18 protein-coding genes and 1 pseudogene are annotated in these 17428 nt (G+C 64.2%); 15 read left to right on the top strand and 4 right to left on the bottom strand.

Annotation, left to right across the window (positions count from 1 at the left end; translation table 11 throughout):
* On the top strand, positions 1–2223 hold a 2223-nt coding region (locus ABYW26_RS01710; RefSeq protein ID WP_372602985.1), incomplete at its 5' end, for an isoleucine--tRNA ligase.
* A 142-nt stretch (positions 2224–2365) separates the two neighbouring features.
* On the opposite strand, the gene ABYW26_RS01715 is transcribed toward ABYW26_RS01710, so the two are convergent.
* From ABYW26_RS01715 to fsa, 3 genes are read right to left on the bottom strand one after another with little or no spacing between them, the layout of a single operon-like run.
* Positions 2366–3298 (bottom strand): tyrosine recombinase XerC, encoded by a 933-nt coding sequence (locus ABYW26_RS01715; RefSeq protein WP_372602987.1) that lies wholly within the window; start codon positions 3296–3298, stop codon positions 2366–2368.
* Positions 3295–3999: a DUF484 family protein gene (locus ABYW26_RS01720; RefSeq protein ID WP_372602988.1), complete on the bottom strand. Its 705-nt coding sequence runs from the start codon at positions 3997–3999 to the stop codon at positions 3295–3297. Before ABYW26_RS01720 ends, ABYW26_RS01715 begins: the two co-directional genes overlap by 4 nt.
* A gap of 45 nt (positions 4000–4044) precedes the next feature.
* Complete coding sequence (gene fsa, locus ABYW26_RS01725) at positions 4045–4698, bottom strand: fructose-6-phosphate aldolase (RefSeq protein ID WP_372602989.1); 654 nt, start codon at positions 4696–4698, stop codon at positions 4045–4047.
* 93 nt (positions 4699–4791) lie between these two features.
* On the opposite strand from fsa, the gene ABYW26_RS01730 reads away from it, so the two are divergent.
* Positions 4792–6981 carry a primosomal protein N' gene (locus tag ABYW26_RS01730; RefSeq protein ID WP_372602990.1) on the top strand — a complete coding sequence of 730 codons (2190 nt, stop codon included), beginning with the start codon at positions 4792–4794 and terminating at the stop codon, positions 6979–6981.
* Here ABYW26_RS01730 and ABYW26_RS01735 read toward each other — a convergent pair.
* Positions 6978–8042, bottom strand: coding sequence for a YeeE/YedE family protein (locus ABYW26_RS01735; RefSeq protein ID WP_372602992.1), 1065 nt, complete (start codon positions 8040–8042; stop codon positions 6978–6980). The genes ABYW26_RS01730 and ABYW26_RS01735 overlap by 4 nt on opposite strands.
* Positions 8043–8185: 143 nt before the next feature.
* On the opposite strand from ABYW26_RS01735, the gene ABYW26_RS01740 reads away from it, so the two are divergent.
* The 13 genes and pseudogenes from ABYW26_RS01740 to ABYW26_RS01800 all read left to right on the top strand — a co-directional run.
* Positions 8186–9418 carry an MFS transporter gene (locus ABYW26_RS01740; protein WP_372602993.1) on the top strand — a complete coding sequence of 411 codons (1233 nt, stop codon included), beginning with the start codon at positions 8186–8188 and terminating at the stop codon, positions 9416–9418.
* Positions 9419–9471: 53 nt separating this feature from the next.
* Positions 9472–10119 carry a peptide-methionine (S)-S-oxide reductase MsrA gene (msrA, locus tag ABYW26_RS01745; protein ID WP_372602995.1) on the top strand — a complete coding sequence of 216 codons (648 nt, stop codon included), beginning with the start codon at positions 9472–9474 and terminating at the stop codon, positions 10117–10119.
* Between the two features lie 4 nt (positions 10120–10123).
* Entirely contained in the window at positions 10124–10687 is a 564-nt protein-coding gene (locus tag ABYW26_RS01750; RefSeq protein ID WP_372602996.1) for an adenylate kinase, read from the top strand.
* A gap of 33 nt (positions 10688–10720) precedes the next feature.
* Positions 10721–11590, top strand: coding sequence for a 50S ribosomal protein L11 methyltransferase (locus tag ABYW26_RS01755; protein WP_372602997.1), 870 nt, complete (start codon positions 10721–10723; stop codon positions 11588–11590).
* Between the two features lie 74 nt (positions 11591–11664).
* A complete protein-coding gene (locus tag ABYW26_RS01760) occupies positions 11665–12012 on the top strand; it encodes a hypothetical protein (protein WP_372602998.1) in 348 nt (115 codons plus the stop codon).
* 190 nt (positions 12013–12202) lie between these two features.
* Positions 12203–12706 (top strand): crossover junction endodeoxyribonuclease RuvC, encoded by a 504-nt coding sequence (gene ruvC, locus ABYW26_RS01765; protein ID WP_372603000.1) that lies wholly within the window; start codon positions 12203–12205, stop codon positions 12704–12706.
* A complete protein-coding gene (ruvA, locus tag ABYW26_RS01770; protein ID WP_372603002.1) occupies positions 12703–13383 on the top strand; it encodes a Holliday junction branch migration protein RuvA in 681 nt (226 codons plus the stop codon). The genes ruvC and ruvA overlap by 4 nt, the downstream gene beginning before the upstream one ends.
* A 3-nt stretch (positions 13384–13386) precedes the next feature.
* Positions 13387–14415, top strand: coding sequence for a Holliday junction branch migration DNA helicase RuvB (gene ruvB, locus ABYW26_RS01775; RefSeq protein WP_372603003.1), 1029 nt, complete (start codon positions 13387–13389; stop codon positions 14413–14415).
* 51 nt (positions 14416–14466) lie between these two features.
* Complete coding sequence (locus tag ABYW26_RS01780) at positions 14467–15090, top strand: hypothetical protein (RefSeq protein ID WP_372603009.1); 624 nt, start codon at positions 14467–14469, stop codon at positions 15088–15090.
* Positions 15087–15476 carry a tol-pal system-associated acyl-CoA thioesterase gene (gene ybgC, locus ABYW26_RS01785; RefSeq protein WP_372603005.1) on the top strand — a complete coding sequence of 130 codons (390 nt, stop codon included), beginning with the start codon at positions 15087–15089 and terminating at the stop codon, positions 15474–15476. The genes ABYW26_RS01780 and ybgC overlap by 4 nt, the downstream gene beginning before the upstream one ends.
* Positions 15477–15587: 111 nt before the next feature.
* Positions 15588–16283 carry a protein TolQ gene (tolQ, locus tag ABYW26_RS01790; protein WP_372603006.1) on the top strand — a complete coding sequence of 232 codons (696 nt, stop codon included), beginning with the start codon at positions 15588–15590 and terminating at the stop codon, positions 16281–16283.
* Positions 16284–16286: 3 nt separating this feature from the next.
* Positions 16287–16763: a protein TolR gene (tolR, locus tag ABYW26_RS01795; protein WP_372603007.1), complete on the top strand. Its 477-nt coding sequence runs from the start codon at positions 16287–16289 to the stop codon at positions 16761–16763.
* 10 nt (positions 16764–16773) lie between these two features.
* Positions 16774–17428, top strand: a pseudogene (locus tag ABYW26_RS01800) (hypothetical protein); the annotation flags it as partial.

Here is a 17428-nt window from a genome sequence, read left to right on the forward strand (position 1 = left end):
ACCCCGCTCGAGAGCGCTCGCGTAGTTATCTGGACCACCACGCCCTGGACGATCCCCTCGAACAAGGCTGTCGCCTATAACCCCAAGATCGCCTATGGTCTCTACCGCGTTGATGCGACCGAAGAGGAAAGCTGGACCAAGCCCGGTGACTTTTATATCTTTGCCGACGCTCTGGCCGAGGACGCGCTGACCAAGTCGCGCGTGACGCAGTTCACCCGGATGCGAACCGTTGATGCGGTTGAGTTCGAAGGCGCCGTTCTGAAACACCCGTTCAACGGCCTCGAAGGCGCCGACGGTTTCTGGGATTACGACGTGCCGATGATCGACGGCGACCATGTGACCGACGACGCTGGCACAGGTTTCGTGCATACCGCGCCCAGCCACGGTGCCGACGACTATGATTGCTTCGTCAAGCGCAACTGGATGGACCGGATGACCCACAACGTCGGCGAGGAATCCGAGTTCCTGCCGCATGTGCCGTTCTTTGCCGGGCTTCAGGTCTTTGACCGCAAGGGCAAGGAAGGCAAAGCGAACACCGCCGTGATCGCTAAGCTGGTCGAGGCCGGCGGCCTGATCGCCCGTGGCCGGGTCAAGCACAGCTATCCGCATAGCTGGCGCTCGAAAGCGCCGATCATCTTCCGCAACACGCCGCAATGGTTCGCCAGCGTCGACCGCCCGGTTGGCGACGGTCAGGACACCTATGGCAAGACCATCCGCGAACGCGCCCTGACCAGCATCGACAAGCTGGTGAAATGGACGCCGCAAACCGGCCGCAACCGCATCTATTCGATGATCGAAAGCCGCCCGGACTGGGTGCTGTCGCGCCAGCGCGCATGGGGCGTGCCGCTGACTTGCTTCACCAAAAAGGGCGCGCTGCCCACGGATGACGACTTCCTTCTGCGCGATCCGGCGGTCAATGCCCGCATCACCGCCGCGTTCGAGGCCGACGGCGCCGATTGCTGGTATGCCGAAGGCGCGAAAGAGCGCTTCCTTGGCAACGAGTATAACGCCGACGACTATGAACAGGTGTTCGACGTGCTGGACGTGTGGTTCGACAGTGGCTCGACCCACGCTTTCGTGCTGCGCGACCGCGCCGATGGCGCCCCCGATGGTATCGCTGACCTGTATCTGGAAGGCACCGACCAGCATCGCGGCTGGTTCCATTCCTCGATGCTTCAGGCCTGCGGCACCAAAGGCCGCGCGCCCTATCGCGGCGTGCTGACCCACGGGTTCACGCTGGACGAGAAGGGCAACAAGATGTCCAAATCCTTGGGCAATACCATCGTGCCCGAAGAGGTTATCAAACAATACGGTGCCGATATCCTGCGCCTGTGGGTAGCCCAGACCGATTATACCAACGATCAGCGCATCGGTCCCGAGATCCTGAAAGGCGTGGCCGACAGCTATCGCCGCCTGCGCAACACCATGCGCTATATGCTGGGCGCGCTGTCCGGCTATGACGCGGCGCAAGCGGTCGATCCGGCGGATATGCCAGAGCTGGAGCGTTGGGTTCTGCACCGTCTGGCCGAATTGGATCATAAGGTCCGCACCGGCTATACCGCCTATGATTTCCAGGGCGTATTCCAGGCGCTGTTCAACTTCTGCACGGTCGAATTGTCGAGCTTCTATTTCGACATCCGCAAGGATGCGCTGTATTGCGATCCGGCCGACAGCCTGACTGCGCGCTCGTCCCGGACGGTGCTGGACATCCTGTTCCACCGCCTGACCACATGGCTGGCACCGGTGCTGGTGTTCACCATGGAAGAGGTCTGGCTGGAACGCTTCCCGGGCGACGGAAACTCGGTCCACCTGACCGATATCCCCGACACGCCGGCCGATTGGCTGGACGAACCGCTGGCCCAGAAATGGGCGGGTATCCGACAGGTGCGCCGCGCCGTCACAGCCGCGCTGGAAATCCAGCGCCGCGACAAGGTGATCGGCGCCTCGCTAGAGGCCGCGCCGGTGGTGCATGTGCAGGACGCCGATATTCTGGCGGCGCTGAAATCGGTCGATTTCGCCGATATCTGCATCACCTCGGGGATCGTCGTCACCAAGGACCCCAGCCCCTCCGAAGCCTTCCGCCTGCCGGAAGTGCCCGGCGTCGGTGTGGTGTTCGAAACCGCTGATGGCGAGAAATGTCAGCGCTGCTGGAAAATCCTGCCCGATGTCGGCACCCACAGCCACCCCGGCACCTGCCATCGCTGTAACGAGGCCCTCGGCTGAGGACCGCCTTCGGCGAGAGTATTTAAGACCAAGAAAAAGCAGCCAGTCTTTTCTTGGTCCAAATACTCAAATCCCGAGCCGCCCCGATCAGGGGCGGCGAGATCGGGGCGTGGCGCGGAACGCGCCGCAATTTAATCAAGTATTAGCGATTGACCGCTTTGGGGTGGGCCTTGTCATAGACCTCCATCAGGCGGGCGGTGTCGACGGCGGTATAGGCCTGGGTTGTCGACAGCGACGCATGGCCCAGCAATTCCTGAATTGCCCTCAGATCGCCACCTGCGTTCAGCAGATGCGTGGCAAAGCTGTGCCGCATCGCGTGCGGCGTGGCGCTGTCGGGCAGGCCCAGTTGCAGCCGGGCGCGCGCCATCACGCCCGAGATCAGCCGCGGGTTCAGCGGCCCGCCGCGGGCGCCGCGAAACAGCGGGCCCTTCGCGGCCAGGTCATAGGGGCAAAGCTGGCGATAGCTGTCGACAGCGGTTTTGGCCGCGGGCAGCACCGGCACCATCCGTTCCTTACTGCCCTTGCCTTTGATCCGCAGCGCATCGGGCAGCGGGGCGTCGGCGCCGGTCAGGCCAAGGGCCTCGGATATCCGCAACCCGCAGCCGTATAGCAGCGTCACCACCGCCACATCGCGGGCGGAAATCCATGGGTTTTCCGATTGCAGCTCGACCGTGCCGATCATCGCCTTGGCGGCGTCCTGCGCCAGTGGGCGCGGCAGTTTGCGCTGGAATTTCGGCGAGCGCACCGACAGCACCGCCGTGGCATCGAACCCGTCGCGGCGCGCCAGCCAGCGGTAGAAATTCTTGACCGCCGACAGCGCCCGCGCCAGCGATCGGGGCGCAACGCCGCGGGCGCGTTCATGCGCCATCCAGGCGCGCATTTCGGACAGGCCGATCCGGCCAAGGTCGCGCGGGGTGGCGGGGGCGCCCAGATGCAGGGCCAGAAACGCCAGAAAGCCGCTGACATCGGCGGCATAGGCTTTCAGGGTGTTGTCGGCGGCGTCGTTCAGCGCCTTTTCCTGCGCCAGCCAATCGGCCAGCGCTTGCCGTGCGGCGGGCGTTGCCGCCAGCGTCACGCGATCCAGCGGCGCATTGCGCGCTCGAACACACCGGCGAAAAAGCTGAGCAGATCGGTGCCCTGCGCTGGTGAAAACTGGTGCGGGTCTTCAGACCCCATGGCCAGCAGGCCGGTTTGCCGCCCGGCGCCGAAATCCAGTTTCAACAGCGCCTCAGAGCGGACCCAGCTGGTGGCTTCACCATAGATCCGGTCATCCTGCGGCTGCATCTGGCGCAGCGTCACAATGCGGCCCGAGGTGTCGCGGCCACGGGAAAGGTAGTCAGCGATATAGCCCGGTTCCGTCACCCGCAGCACATCGCCCAGTTTCTCAAGCGCCGGGTCGGTGCCTTCGGCGGATTCCAGCACCAACTGGATGCGCGCCACCCGCAGGATTTCAGCGACATCGGTGCCCAGAACCTTGAGGAAGCTGGGGAAATCGACCGGGTCCAGCAGCGCCAGAACCGCGCGGTGCACCTGATTTGTGCCGGCCAGATTGTCATAAGCCGCCGCGATGACAGAGCGGTGGGTGTCCTCCAACCGCTCAAGCCGGGCTTCCAGCCGTTCCATCGCCACGCCGCGCAGATCGACGACATTGGTGCCAAGCGCCTTGTCATTGGCGGCGATCAGCGCGCGCATCAGGTCGCGGTCCTCGAGAATGACATCGGGGTCCGCGATGATCTGGTCGCGCAAATTGGTTCCGGTCAGGGCGGAGCTGCTCATGCCTCGTGCCTCGTTTTGTTCTTTTGCCGGGACTTTACACGAAAGTCAGAGAATTTTCTGCCCTGTTTTTTCCCAATCTTTCAGGAAGGCCTCAAGACCCTTGTCGGTCAGAACGTGGTTGGCCATCGCCTTGATGACCGACGGCGGCGCGGTGGCCACGTCGGCGCCGATCAGGGCGGCGTCTTTCATGTGGTTCACGTTGCGGATCGAGGCGGCAAGGATCTGGGTCTCGAAGCCGTAATTGTCGTAAATGGTGCGGATGTCAGCGATCAGGTCCATGCCATCGAGGTTGATGTCGTCCAGACGGCCGATGAACGGCGAGATGAACGTGGCCCCGGCCTTGGCGGCCAGCAGTGCTTGGTTGGCCGAGAAGCACAGTGTCACGTTCAGCTTGTTACCTTCGTCCGACAGAACCTTACAGGCCTTCAGCCCGTCCCAGGTCAGCGGCACCTTGATGCAGATGTTCGGCGCGATCTGCGCCAGCTTGCGGCCTTCGGCGATCATGGCGTCGGCTTCGGTGGCGATGACCTCGGCCGAAACCGGGCCGTCGATCATGTCGCAGATTTCCTTGGTGACTTCGATGATGTCACGGCCGGATTTCATGATGATCGAGGGGTTGGTGGTCACACCGTCGACCATGCCCAGATCGTTCAGTTCGGCGATGGCGGCGACATCGGCGGTATCTACAAAGAATTTCATAACTGCGGTCCATCAGATTGCTAAGGCTGTTTGCGCTTGTGATAGCGCATGACTAGGGTGCCGGAAACCCCCTGTGACGGCATGGCGAGGGCAATGACCGACTTCTTCGATCACGGTGCTTTGGTGGGCGTTCTGACCGCTCAACCCCTAGACCGGGTGCTGGATTATCTGGCACCCGAAGGCGGTTGTGCGCTGGGCGCGTTTGTCGAGGTGCCGTTGGGGCCGCGCAAAGTGATCGGTGTGGTCTGGGGGCCGGGGCAGGGCGGCTATGATCTGGCCAAGGTGCGGCCGGTGAACCGGGTGCTGGACGTGGCGCCGATGCGCGACGAGATGCGCAGCTTTCTGATCCGCGCCGCCGATTACACCATCACACCACTGTCGGCGATGCTCAGGCTGGCGACGCGGGCGCCGGGGTTGGGCGGTGGAGAGTCGATGCGCAAGGTGTATCGGCTGGGCCATGGTGACCCCGACCGCCAGACCGATGCCCGCCGCCGGGTGCTTGAGGTGTTGCAGGCCTATGGCGGGCTGTCGTTCACTTTGGGCGAACTGGCCGAACAGGCCGGGGTGTCCACATCGGTGATCAAGGGGCTGGTCAAGCAGGGCGTGGTGTCGGAAGAGGACGCGCCGCGCGATCTGCCTTATCCACGGCTTGATCCCCTGCGGTCCGGCAAGGCGCTGACCGGCGATCAGGCCACGGCCTCGGACGCGCTGCGCGACGGGGTCAGGGGCGGGGCGTTCGGGGTGACCTTGCTGAAAGGCGTCACCGGATCGGGCAAGACCGAGGTCTATCTTGAGGCCGTGGCCGAATGTCTGGCGCAGGGGCGGCAGGCGCTGGTCTTGCTGCCGGAAATCGCCCTGACCGCCGAATTCCTGACCCGCGTCGAGGCCCGCTTTGGTGCCAAGCCCGCTGAATGGCATTCCGGCGTCACCATGACCGAGCGCCGCCGCTGCTGGAAAATGGTCGGGCAGGGCGGGGCGCAAGTGGTGGTGGGCGCGCGCTCGGCGCTGTTCCTGCCGTTCCGCGATCTGGGGCTGATCGTCGTCGATGAGGAACATGACAGCTCGTATAAACAAGAGGACGGCGCCCTCTATAACGCCCGCGACATGGCGGTGCTGCGGGCGTCCTTCGCGGCGGCGCAGGTGGTGCTGGCCTCGGCCACGCCCAGCCTTGAAAGCTGGGCCAATGTCGAGGCCGGGAAATATCGCCGCCTTGATCTGACCGCGCGGTTCGGCGCGGCGGTTCTGCCCGAAATGCGGGCGATCGACATGCGGGCCGAAGACCTGCCCGGCAGCCGCTGGATCTCGCCCAGTCTGGCGTCGGCGGTGCGAACACGCGTGGCAGCGGGTGAGCAATCCTTACTGTTCCTCAATCGCCGTGGCTATGCGCCGGTGACGATCTGCCGGGCCTGCGGGCATCAGATCGGCTGTGATCATTGCGACGCCCGCATGGTCGAGCACCGGTTTCAGAAACGCCTTGTCTGCCACCAATGCGGCGAGACCAAACCGATCCCCGAGGCCTGTCCGTCCTGCGGTGTCGAAGGCAAGCTGGCCCCGGTCGGTCCGGGGGTCGAGCGTCTGGCCGAAGAGGTGGCCGAAGTGTTCCCCGACGCGCGGGTGGCGGTGTTGTCGTCTGACCTGTTCGGCTCGGCCCGGGCGCTGAAGGATCAGATCCTCGCCATCGCCCAAGGTGCCGCCGACATCATCATCGGCACGCAACTGGTGGCCAAAGGGCATAACTTTCCGCTGCTGACACTGGTGGGGGTGATCGACGCCGATCTGGGCCTTCAGGGATCAGACCTGCGCGCGGCCGAGCGCACGTTTCAACTGATGCGGCAGGTGGCGGGCCGCGCTGGCCGGGCGGAAAAGCCGGGGCTGGCGCTGTTGCAGACCTTTCAGCCCGAACACCCGGTGATCCGGGCGATCCTTTCGGGGGATGAAGAGGGGTTTTGGCGCGCCGAAGCGGCCGAGCGCAAGATGGCCGGCGTGCCGCCCTATGGCCGGATGGCCGGGATCGTGCTGTCCTCGCCCGACTTGCAGGCGGTGTTCGATCTGGGCGGCGAACTGGCGCGGCTGGATGGGCCGCTGCGGCGGATCGGGGCGCAGGTCTATGGGCCGGCCCCGGCGCCGATTGCCCGTATTCGTGGCCGTCACCGGGTGCGGCTGCTGGTCAAGGCCGACAAGACCGCGCCCTTGCAAGCGGCGTTGCGCGATTGGGTTGCGCAGGTTCGGTTGCCCAACAATCTGCGGCTACAGATCGACATAGATCCGCAGAGCTTTTACTAGGCCGCCGCCCGGCGCGCGCCGACCTGATCGACCAGAAAATCCGTGGCCATCGCGCCGATCCACATGCAAAACAGCGCCAGCCATGCGGTCGCGACAAAGATCGACCCGCCGGTCACCCCGGCACCGATGGCACAGCCCCCGGCCAGCATCCCGCCAAAGCCCATCAGCGTCGCGCCCAGCATCGACCGCTTCATGTTGTCGGCGTCCTGAAAGCCTTGAAATTTCAACTCACGCGCCAAGGCGGCAGCGACAAAAGCACCAATGAACACGCCCGGCACCAGCCCGACATCGAATTCCAGAACCGGGTTTTCCTTGAGGAAGAACATCAATGTGTTGGCCGAGGGGCCGGTGAAGGTGGCGCTTTCGATCTGCACCGGCTCAAAGCTGACCTGCGCCAGCCCATAGGTCAGAACCCAACCCACCGCGACGGCAAATCCGACGCCCGAGGCAAAGATCAGCACCCGTGGCCCGATGCGGTTCTTATAGGACAGCACCAGCGCCAGCGCCGCCACCGCCAGACCCAGAACCAGACCGGTCGCTGCCGGTAAATGCAGCGCGTCGATCAGGTTGACGTTGCGCCCGCCACTGGTGGTCCAAAGCGCCGCCAGCCGGTTGCGCAGCGGTGACAGCCAGCCGTGCAGGCTCATCTGAGCGACCACGGCAAAGATCAGCCCCGACACCACGGAACGCAGGTTGCCCGTCGCCGCCAGAACCAAAAGCCGCCCCGAACAGCCGCGCGCCAGCACCATGCCGACGCCAAATACCAGCCCGCCGATGATCGCGCCGGACCAACTGCCGGTGACGGCCATCATCCGGGCGTCCTCGGACCGCATCAGCCCCAGCAATTGCGCGCCCTGCACCCAGACAACGGCGGTCGAGAATGTCAGCAACCACACCGACACCCGCCGCCCCAACTGGCCACGGGCGAATTCGACCGTCGCCGCGCGCAGGCAGAACGATGACCGTTGTGCCGCGACGCCGAAGATAATGCCGGTGATCAGCCCGAACAAAGCCGCCGCACGGGCTTCGCCTGCCCATTCCACGACACCCAGAATGTCCATGCCCTGTATTCCCATACTGCAAAACTTGAATATGTATGCCAGAGGTGCAGCTTTTGAACATTGATTCAGATCAGGCGGGGAAACTCGGCCGGCATGACGAATTTCCCCTCGCCAAGCCGGGCGCATCGGCATATCGGAAAAGCATGTTCAGGATCGTGCATATGGATCAGATCGCAACTCTGCCGCGCTGGCGTCAGCCGGTGGTTTTGCTGTTGTTGATGGCGATTGCCATGCCGCTGGCCTTTGCGACATGGAACGCGCTGCTGAACAATTTCGTCATCGAGGTCGCGGGCTTTACCGGGGTCGAGATCGGCTGGCTGCATTCGGTGCGCGAAGTTCCGGGGTTTCTGGCGGTGGGGGTGATTGCGCTGATCATCTTTATCCGCGAACAGGTGCTGGGCCTGATCGCGCTGGCGCTGCTGGCGGCGGCAACGGCGGTGACCGCGTGGTTCCCGTCCTTCGGCGGCATTCTGGTTATCACCATGCTCAGTTCGATCGGGTTTCATTATTACGAGACCGTCAACCAGTCGCTGCAACTGCAATGGATCGACCGGGCGCGGGCGCCGCAGGTTCTGGGCTGGCTGGTGGCGGCGGGCTCGGCCGCGTCGCTGGTGGCTTACGGGTTGCTGGTGATCGGCTGGCGGGCGTTCGATCTGTCGTATAATTTCGTCTATCTGGTCTCGGGCGGGGTCAGCCTGGCGATTGTCGCCTTCTGCATTCTGGCCTTTCCGCAATTCGAATCTCCGCATCCGCAGGTCAAGAAAATGGTGCTGCGGCGCCGCTATTGGCTGTATTACGCGCTGCAACTGATGGCCGGGGCGCGGCGGCAGATTTTCGTGGTCTTCGCCGCCTTCATGATGGTCGAGAAATTCGGCTTTGATGTGCACGAGGTCACGGCGCTGTTCCTGATCAACTTTGTCGCCAACATGGTGTTCGCGCCGCTGATGGGGCAGGCGCTGGGCAAATGGGGCGAACGGCGGGTTCTTAGCTTTGAATATATCGGCCTGATCGTCGTGTTTCTGGCCTATGGCGGCATCTATTATTTCAGCTGGGGTGTGATCCTTGCGGCGACGCTTTATGTGATCGACCACATGCTGTTCGCGCTGGCTTTCGCGCTGAAAACCTATTTCCAGAAAATCGCCGATCCGGGCGATATTGCCCCGACTGCCGCCGTTGCCTTTACCATCAACCATATCGCGGCGGTGTTCCTGCCGGCGGTTCTGGGTTATCTTTGGATTAAATCTCCGGCAGCGGTGTTCGTTCTTGCAGCAGTTATGGCAAGTGTGTCGCTTGGTCTCGCTCTTTTGATCCCGCGACACCCCGAACCGGGGGCCGAAACGGTATTTTCGCGTTTACGTCCAGCACGGATTGGCTAGGTTTGCGCCGCCGGTGACCTATATTCCGAACTGAACCGGTCAGGGAGGTATGCATGTTCGGACTGTCAAAGACCTTGGAAATGATCGAACGGGACGCGGCCTTGCCGGGGCGCGACACCCCGATCCCCACTGCACAAGAGCATTTCATCTGGCCCCGGCCGCTGAAATCGCCCGTCCCCGAGGGCATGGCCGAGGCGGTGTTCGCCATGGGCTGTTTCTGGGGGGTTGAGCGGCTGTTCTGGCAGGTGTCGGGCGTGTGGCTGACCATGGCCGGATATGCCGGCGGTTTCACCCCCAACCCGACCTATGACGAGGTCTGCTCGGGTCGCACCGGCCATACCGAGGTGGTGCGGGTGATCTATGACCCGGCGCAGGTCAGCTATGACGATCTGCTGCGGGTGTTCTGGGAAGGCCATGATCCGACTCAGGGCATGCGGCAGGGCAATGATCGCGGCACGCAATACCGCTCGGCCATCTACACCTATGGTGACGAGCAACTGGCCCGCGCCGAGGCCAGCCGCGCCTTGTTCCAGCACCGGCTGATGCGGGCGCGGATGGGATATATCACCACCGAGATCGCCGCCGCCGGGCCGTTCTATTACGCCGAGGACTATCACCAGCAATATCTGGCCAAGAATCCCAACGGCTATTGCGGCCTTGGCGGCACCGGGGTCAGTTGCCCGATCGGGACCGGGGTGTAAGCCGGTGACAAAAGGCCGAAGAATTCACGTCCTGGGGGCAAGCGGTTCCGGCACGTCGACGCTGGCGCGGGCGCTGGCGTCAAGGATTGCGACTCAGGCCTTTGACACCGATGATTTCTATTGGCGGCCCTCGGACCCGCCGTTCCAAAGCAAACGCCCGGTGCGCGACCGGATCGAGCTGATGAACGATGTCTTCGTGCCCCGGCGCGATTGGATCTTGTCCGGCTCGTTCGTCGGCTGGGGCGATGTGCTGATCCCGCGCCTGACCCATGTGGTGTTTCTGGATATGCCGGCTGGCATGCGGCTGGCCCGGCTGCGCGCCCGCGAGCGCCGCCGCTATGGCGCCGAGATCGAACCCGGCGGTCCGCGTGAAGCCGCCTTTGCCAGTTTTCTGGACTGGGCGATGCAATACGAGGACCCGACCTTTACCGGCCGCACCCGCCGCGTGCACGAGGCATGGCTGTCGCGCCTGCCATGCCCGGTGATCCGCGTTGATGCGACCCAAACCGTTGACCAGATGGTGACGCAGGTTCTGGCAGAGCTTGACCAACCCGCGCCAGAGGCCTAGGCGCAGGAACAAACCGACAGTCCGGAGACCGCCATGCCCACCTTTACCGCTCTGACCACCTTGCCCGGAAAAGCCCCCGCCGAAGCCCTGGGCGAAGCGATGGAGGATCTGATCCCCGAACCGACCGGCGTCGGCGTGTTCGAGATTGAGGACGATTCCGGCCTGTGGGAGGTCGGCGGCTATTTCACCGAACAGCCCGATCTGGCCGGTCTGGCGCTGTTGGCCAAGATGCACGGCGCCCGCGATTTTACCGTCTCGGAACTGCCGGACATCGACTGGGTCGCCAAGGTCAAACGCGAATTGTCGCCGGTTCAGGCCGGGCGGTTCTTTGTCTATGGCAGCCATGACGCCGACAATGTGCCCGCCGACAAGGTGGCGCTGCTGATCGAGGCGGCGATGGCATTCGGCACCGGCCATCACGGCACCACGCTGGGCTGTCTGCGGGCGCTGGACAAGCTGGCCTCGGACGGCTTTGTCGGTCAGAATGTCGCTGATATCGGCTGTGGCACCGCGGTGCTGGCAATGGCGGCGGCGCGGATCTGGCCGAACCCGGTTCTGGCCAGCGACATCGACGCGGTCGCGGTCGAAGTGGCCGAGGCCAATGTCGCCTGCAACGACCTGACGGGCCGTGTGATCTGTCTTGAGGCCGCCGGGTTCGAACACGACACCCTGCACGCCGCAGCCCCCTTTGATCTGGTGTTTGCCAACATCCTGAAGGGCCCGCTTGTGGCGCTGGCCCCCGACATGGCGGCCCATGTCAAATCGGGTGGATATGCGATTCTGTCGGGCATCCTGAACCCGCAGGCCGATCAGGTTGAGCAAGCTTATGCCGATAGCGGCTTTATTGTTCACAGCAAGGAACAAATCGGCGACTGGACGACCTTTTGTCTCGTAAAGCGCTGAGGTAATTGCCTTATTTTTGCCACGATTAGACCCCATAAATGCCTTGGTGTGGGGGCGTGTCAGGAGTTTGAGTAATGTCTGACCCGCTTTATGATGATTTTTATGGTCGCGTGCGTCGGGTTGAGCGCGCGCACCGCCGTGGCCGAGGTTTCGAGGCCGCTGGCACGCTGGGTCGGTCTCATTATGTGCGCCCGGCCCGCCAGATCAGTCTGTTCCGTCCGGTCGTTTTGCTGATTGCCACCGGCATGATGCTGAAGGCGGGTCTGATGATGTATCTGGGCGAAACCGATTATACCGAACGCGTGGCCCGGCTTGAAAGCGGCTCGCGGGTCGAGGCGATCAGCGCCTATATCATGGGTCCCGATATGGTGACGCGCTGGCTGTCGGAACTGCTGGACGACCTGACCAAAAGCCCGGTCTAAGCCGGACCGCACACGCGCGGCTTGGCCGCCACCAATAATACCCCGATTCCCCCTCGTTTCCCGCCGAAGCGAGGGGTTTGTTTTGACCCCCGGACCGGATGCGAAACCGCCCAAGGGCGCATTCGCGCTGGCGGATGTTCACTTTTCGTGCTAGTCAGGACGGAACGAAAAGAAAAGAAACGGGGCGAGCATGCGTGTGTTGGGAGTGGACCCGGGACTTCGCAATATGGGCTGGGGCGTGATCGACGTGAACGGGTCGCGCATCTCGCATGTTGCCAACGGGATTTGTCATTCAACCGGCGATGATCTGGCGCAGCGCCTGCTGTCGCTGCATATGCAATTATCGCAGGTGATCGCGGATCATGCGCCCGACACGGCGGCGGTTGAACAGACCTTCGTCAACAAGGATGCGGTGGCGACGCTGAAGCTGGGGCAGGCGCGGGCGATTGCGCTGCTGGTTCCGGCGCAGGCGGGCCTCAGCGTCGGCGAATACGCCCCCAATGCGGTCAAGAAATGCGTGGTCGGCGTCGGTCATGCCGACAAGAAACAGGTCGATCACATGGTGCGCCTGCAATTGCCGGGGGTGAACATCGCCGGGCCCGACGCGGCCGACGCATTGGCGATCGCGCTGTGTCATGCCCATCACGCCCGCAGCGCCGGGCGGCTGGCCGAGGCGGTGAGGCGCGCGTCATGATCGGCAAGGTTTCCGGACGTCTGGACTATCGCGGCACCGACCATGTGCTGATCGACGTGCGCGGCGTGGGCTATATTGTCTATGTCTCGGATCGGACGCTGGCCGGACTGCCCCGCGTGGGCGAGGCTGTGGCGCTGTATACCGAGCTGTTGGTGCGCGAAGACCTGCTGCAACTCTTTGGTTTCCCAACGCTTTTGGAAAAGGAATGGCACCGGCTGCTGATCAGCGTTCAGGGCATTGGTGCCAAGGCGGCGATGGCAATTCTGGGCACTTTGGGGCCTGACGGGGTCAGCCGGGCGCTGGCGCTGGGCGACTGGGCGGCGCTGAAGGCCGCGCCGGGGATCGGCCCCAAGATCGCGCAGCGCGTGGTGATGGAATTGAAAGATAAGGCGCCCGCCGTGATGGCAATGGGCGCCAGCCTGCCTGCGGCGATGGCGGGCCTGCCAGCGGATGACGCGGGCGAGGTGATCGAGACCACCACCCCGGCACCGGCGCGCAAACCCATGCCCCCGGCCACCGCCACCGCACAGGCCGAGGCGATGTCGGCACTGGCCAATCTGGGCTATGGCCCCTCCGAGGCGGCGCAGGCCGTGGCGACAGCGGCGGGCGATCTGCCCGAGGCCGACACGCCGTCGCTGATCCGCGCCGCGCTGAAACTGCTGGCGCCGAAAGGGTAAGCGATGACCGAACCCGACCCGACCCTGCGCCCCGATGCCCGCCCCGAAGACGCCGACCGCGCCCTGCGGCCGCAACAGCTGGACGATTTCATCGGTCAGGCCGAGGTCCGCGCCAATCTGAAAGTCTTCATCGAAAGCGCCCGGATGCGGTCCGAGGCGATGGATCACGCGCTGTTCTATGGCCCGCCCGGTCTGGGCAAGACCACGCTGGCGCAGATCATGGCGCGCGAATTGGGGGTGAATTTTCGTATGACCTCGGGGCCGGTTCTGGCCAAGGCGGGCGATCTGGCGGCGATCCTGACCAATCTGGAACGCAATGATGTGCTGTTCATCGATGAAATTCACCGCCTGAACCCGGTGGTCGAAGAAGTGCTGTATCCGGCGATGGAGGATTTCGAACTGGACCTTGTGATCGGCGAAGGCCCGGCCGCGCGCACCGTCCGGATCGAATTGCAACCCTTTACGCTGGTCGGCGCGACGACGCGGCTGGGTCTGCTGACCACGCCGCTGCGCGACCGGTTTGGTATTCCGACCCGGCTGCAATTCTATACGGTCGAGGAACTGCACAAGATCGTCACCCGCGGCGCCCGGCTGATGGGTATTCCCGCCGAGGATGGCGGCGCCCGCGAGATCGCCAAACGCGCCCGAGGCACGCCGCGCATCGCTGGTCGCCTGCTGCGCCGGGTGGTGGACTTCGCCGTGGTCGATGGCGATGGCCGGATCACGCAACAGATCGCGGATAATGCGCTGACCCGGCTGGGGGTCGATCATCTGGGGCTTGATGGGGCCGACCGGCGCTATCTGCGGATGATCGCCGAGAATTTCGGCGGCGGCCCGGTGGGGGTGGAAACCATGTGCGCCGCCTTGTCGGAAAGCCGCGATGCGCTGGAAGAGGTGATCGAGCCGTTCCTGCTGCAACAGGGCATGATCCAGCGCACGCCGCGCGGCCGGATGCTGACGCAAAAGACATGGGCGCATCTGGGCTTGCCCGCGCCTCGGGCCGAGGGGCAGGGCGGTCTGTTTGACGGCTAGCGCTGGAAACTCTATGCCTGCGCCTTGAGTATTTTTACCAAGAAAAAGACCATGACGCCTGAACAGATCTCCCCGCTTTTTAGCCGCGCCGACGGCAGCTATGTTTTCGCCCGCTGGGGCCGCCCGATTGCGCCGGTGGTGTTCGGCGTCGAGGAGGCGACCTTGCAGGTGGTCAAGGGCGCCTGCGAGGCGGTGGTGACGCTGGCCGGGCACAAGATGGCCGAGACCGACCCCGAACTGGGCGCCAACCTGATGGTGTTCTTTTTCCGCGACTGGGACGAGCTGATCGAAACCCCTAATCTGGACAAGCTGGTGCCGGATCTGGCGGTGCGGGTGGCGCGGCTTAAGGCGGCGGGGGCGAACCAGTATCGGTTCTTCCGCTTTGACGATGCGGGCGCGATTCAGGCGGCCTTTGTGTTCGTGCGGATGGACGAGGCGCTGTCGGCCATGCCGGCCGAGGATCTGGCGCTGGCGCAGATGGTGCAGGTGATCCTGCTGTGGGGCGACACCGCCTTTGCCGGGCGCAGCCCGCTGGCGCTGACGCCGGGCGGGGTGACGGTGCTGCGGCCCGACATCGCCAATGTGATCCGTGCGGCCTATGATCCGGTGATGCCGGCAGTGGCGGCGGATGCCAGCCACGCGCTGCGGCTGGCGGCGCGGGTGGGGCGGCTATGACCCATCGTTTGCATCTGCGGGTCTATTACGAGGACACCGATCTGGCCGGGATCGTCTATTACGCCAATTACCTGAAATTCATTGAACGCGGCCGCTCGGAATTTGTCCGCGATCTGGGGATCGATCAACGCCGGATGAAGGCCGAGCAGGGCGTGGTCTTTGCCGTGCGCCGGGTCGAGGCGGATTATCTGAAACCGGCCTTGTTCGAGGATGAACTGATCGTCGAGACCGAAGTCACCGGCGTGACCCCGGCGCGGATGGAGATGGCACAGCGGGTCTTGCGTGGGGTTGATCTGTTGTTTCAGGCCAAGGTGACACTTGTCGCCATCGGCGCGCAGGGCGCACCGGTGCGGCTTCCGGCAGATATTCGCCGATTGATCGTCTGAAGTTTGGCGCTTTTCCGCGATGACGCGGATGTGTTGGCAATCGCTCTTAAAACATTGTAGACTCGGTGTTAATCAGAGCCGGGAAAATCCGGCCCAACAACGAGCAGGCTTATGGAAACCGAAACCCTTGCGATGGCATCGGAGATTGATTTCTCGATGCTGGCGCTGTTCGCGCGTGCGACCTTTGCGGTCAAGATCGTGATGATCCTTCTGATCGCATCTTCGTTCTGGAGCTGGGCGATCATCATTCAGAAAACCATCACCTATCGCCGGTCGCGGGCGCAGGCCGACGCGTTTGACGCGTCGTTCTGGTCGGGCGAGCCTCTGGACGAATTGTTCGACCAGATCGGCCCCGATCCGCATGGCGGGTCCGAGCGGATTTTCGCGGCCGGGATGATGGAATGGCGGCGCAGTCACCGGCAGGATGGCGGGCTGATCCCCGGCGCCGCGCCGCGGATCGACCGCTCGATGGATGTGGCGATTGCCAAAGAGACCGAGGCGCTGAGCGGCGGCTTGCCGTTTCTGGCGACGGTGGGTTCGACCGCACCTTTTGTCGGCCTGTTCGGCACGGTCTGGGGCATCATGCATGCGTTTGAACAGATCGCGTTGCAGCAGAACACCAATCTGGCCGTTGTTGCGCCCGGCATCGCCGAGGCCTTGCTGGCGACGGCCCTAGGCCTGTTGGCGGCGATCCCGGCGGTGGTGTTCTATAACAAGTTGTCCGCGGATAGCGACCGGATCATCGGCGGGTATGAGGCCTTTGCCGACGAGTTTTCGACCATCCTGTCTCGCCAGCTGGATTCCTGAGCGATGGGCGCGGGGGTGATGCAGCGCAAGGGCGGCGGCAAGGGTCGCCGCAGCCGCGGGCGTGGCCGTCCGGCGGCGATGGCCGAGATCAACGTCACGCCTTTTGTCGACGTGATGCTGGTGCTGCTGATTATCTTCATGGTCGCGGCGCCGCTGTTGACTGTGGGTGTGCCGGTCGAATTGCCCAAGACCGCGGCGCAGGCCCTGCCCAGCGAGCAGGAAGAGCCGCTGACGATCACGCTGGCCGCTGATGGCAGCATTCAGATTCAGACCACCGTAACCCCGGCGGATCAGTTGATCGCCAAGCTGCGGGCGGTGGCGGCCGAACGCGACAGCGACAAGATTTTCCTGCGTGCCGATGGCGCGATTCCCTATGAGCGGGTAATGCAGGTCATGGGGGCGCTGAACGCCGCCGGGTTCCGCAACATCGGGCTGGTGACTGACACTGGCGGTCCGACGCTGGACGGGCAGAGCAGGTAAGGCAGCGCCCATGAAAACGGGCTATTATATCTCGGGTATTGGCCACGCTCTGGTGATCCTATGGATCTTGCTGGGCGGGGTGTTCAGCGCATCGCGGCATCCGCCGGTCGAGGTGGCGAATGTGTCGCTGGTGACAACCGAGGAATTTGAGGCCATGACCGCACCGGCCTCGGCCCCGCGCGCCGATGCTGTCGCGCCCGCACCGATCGCGCCCGACCAGCCCGCCGAAGCGCCCGTGGTGCCGCAGCCCGAAGCGCCGCAAGTGTCGCCGCGCCCGACCGCGCGCCCCGAGCCGGTTCAGCCCGACCCGGTGCCCGAGGCCGCCGAGCCGCAGCCGCCCACCGAAGTGGTGGACGAACGCCCGACGCCGCCCGCGCCGCCGTCTGAAACCGAAGGCACCACCGTTCTGACCGAAACCGCGCCGCCGCGCCCCGCGCCGCGCGTGGCACCGGTGCCGGCGCTGGCGCCAGACCCGGCGGCCGTGCCCGATGAGGTCGTGGCCGAAGTCACCGCCCCCAGCCCCGACGCCGCAACCCCGGCGCCGACGGTCGATGTCGCGACCGCCCCGCCAGAGGCCAGCACCCAGATCGTCACCGAGGCCGAAACGACCGACAATCGCGATGCGGTGCTGACTGCCTCGGTCCGGCCGCGCGCGCGGCCGGCCC

Origin of the sequence: Actibacterium sp. (genome assembly GCF_041584535.1) — a bacterium.
Taxonomy (GTDB): Bacteria; Pseudomonadota; Alphaproteobacteria; order Rhodobacterales; family Rhodobacteraceae; genus Actibacterium_D.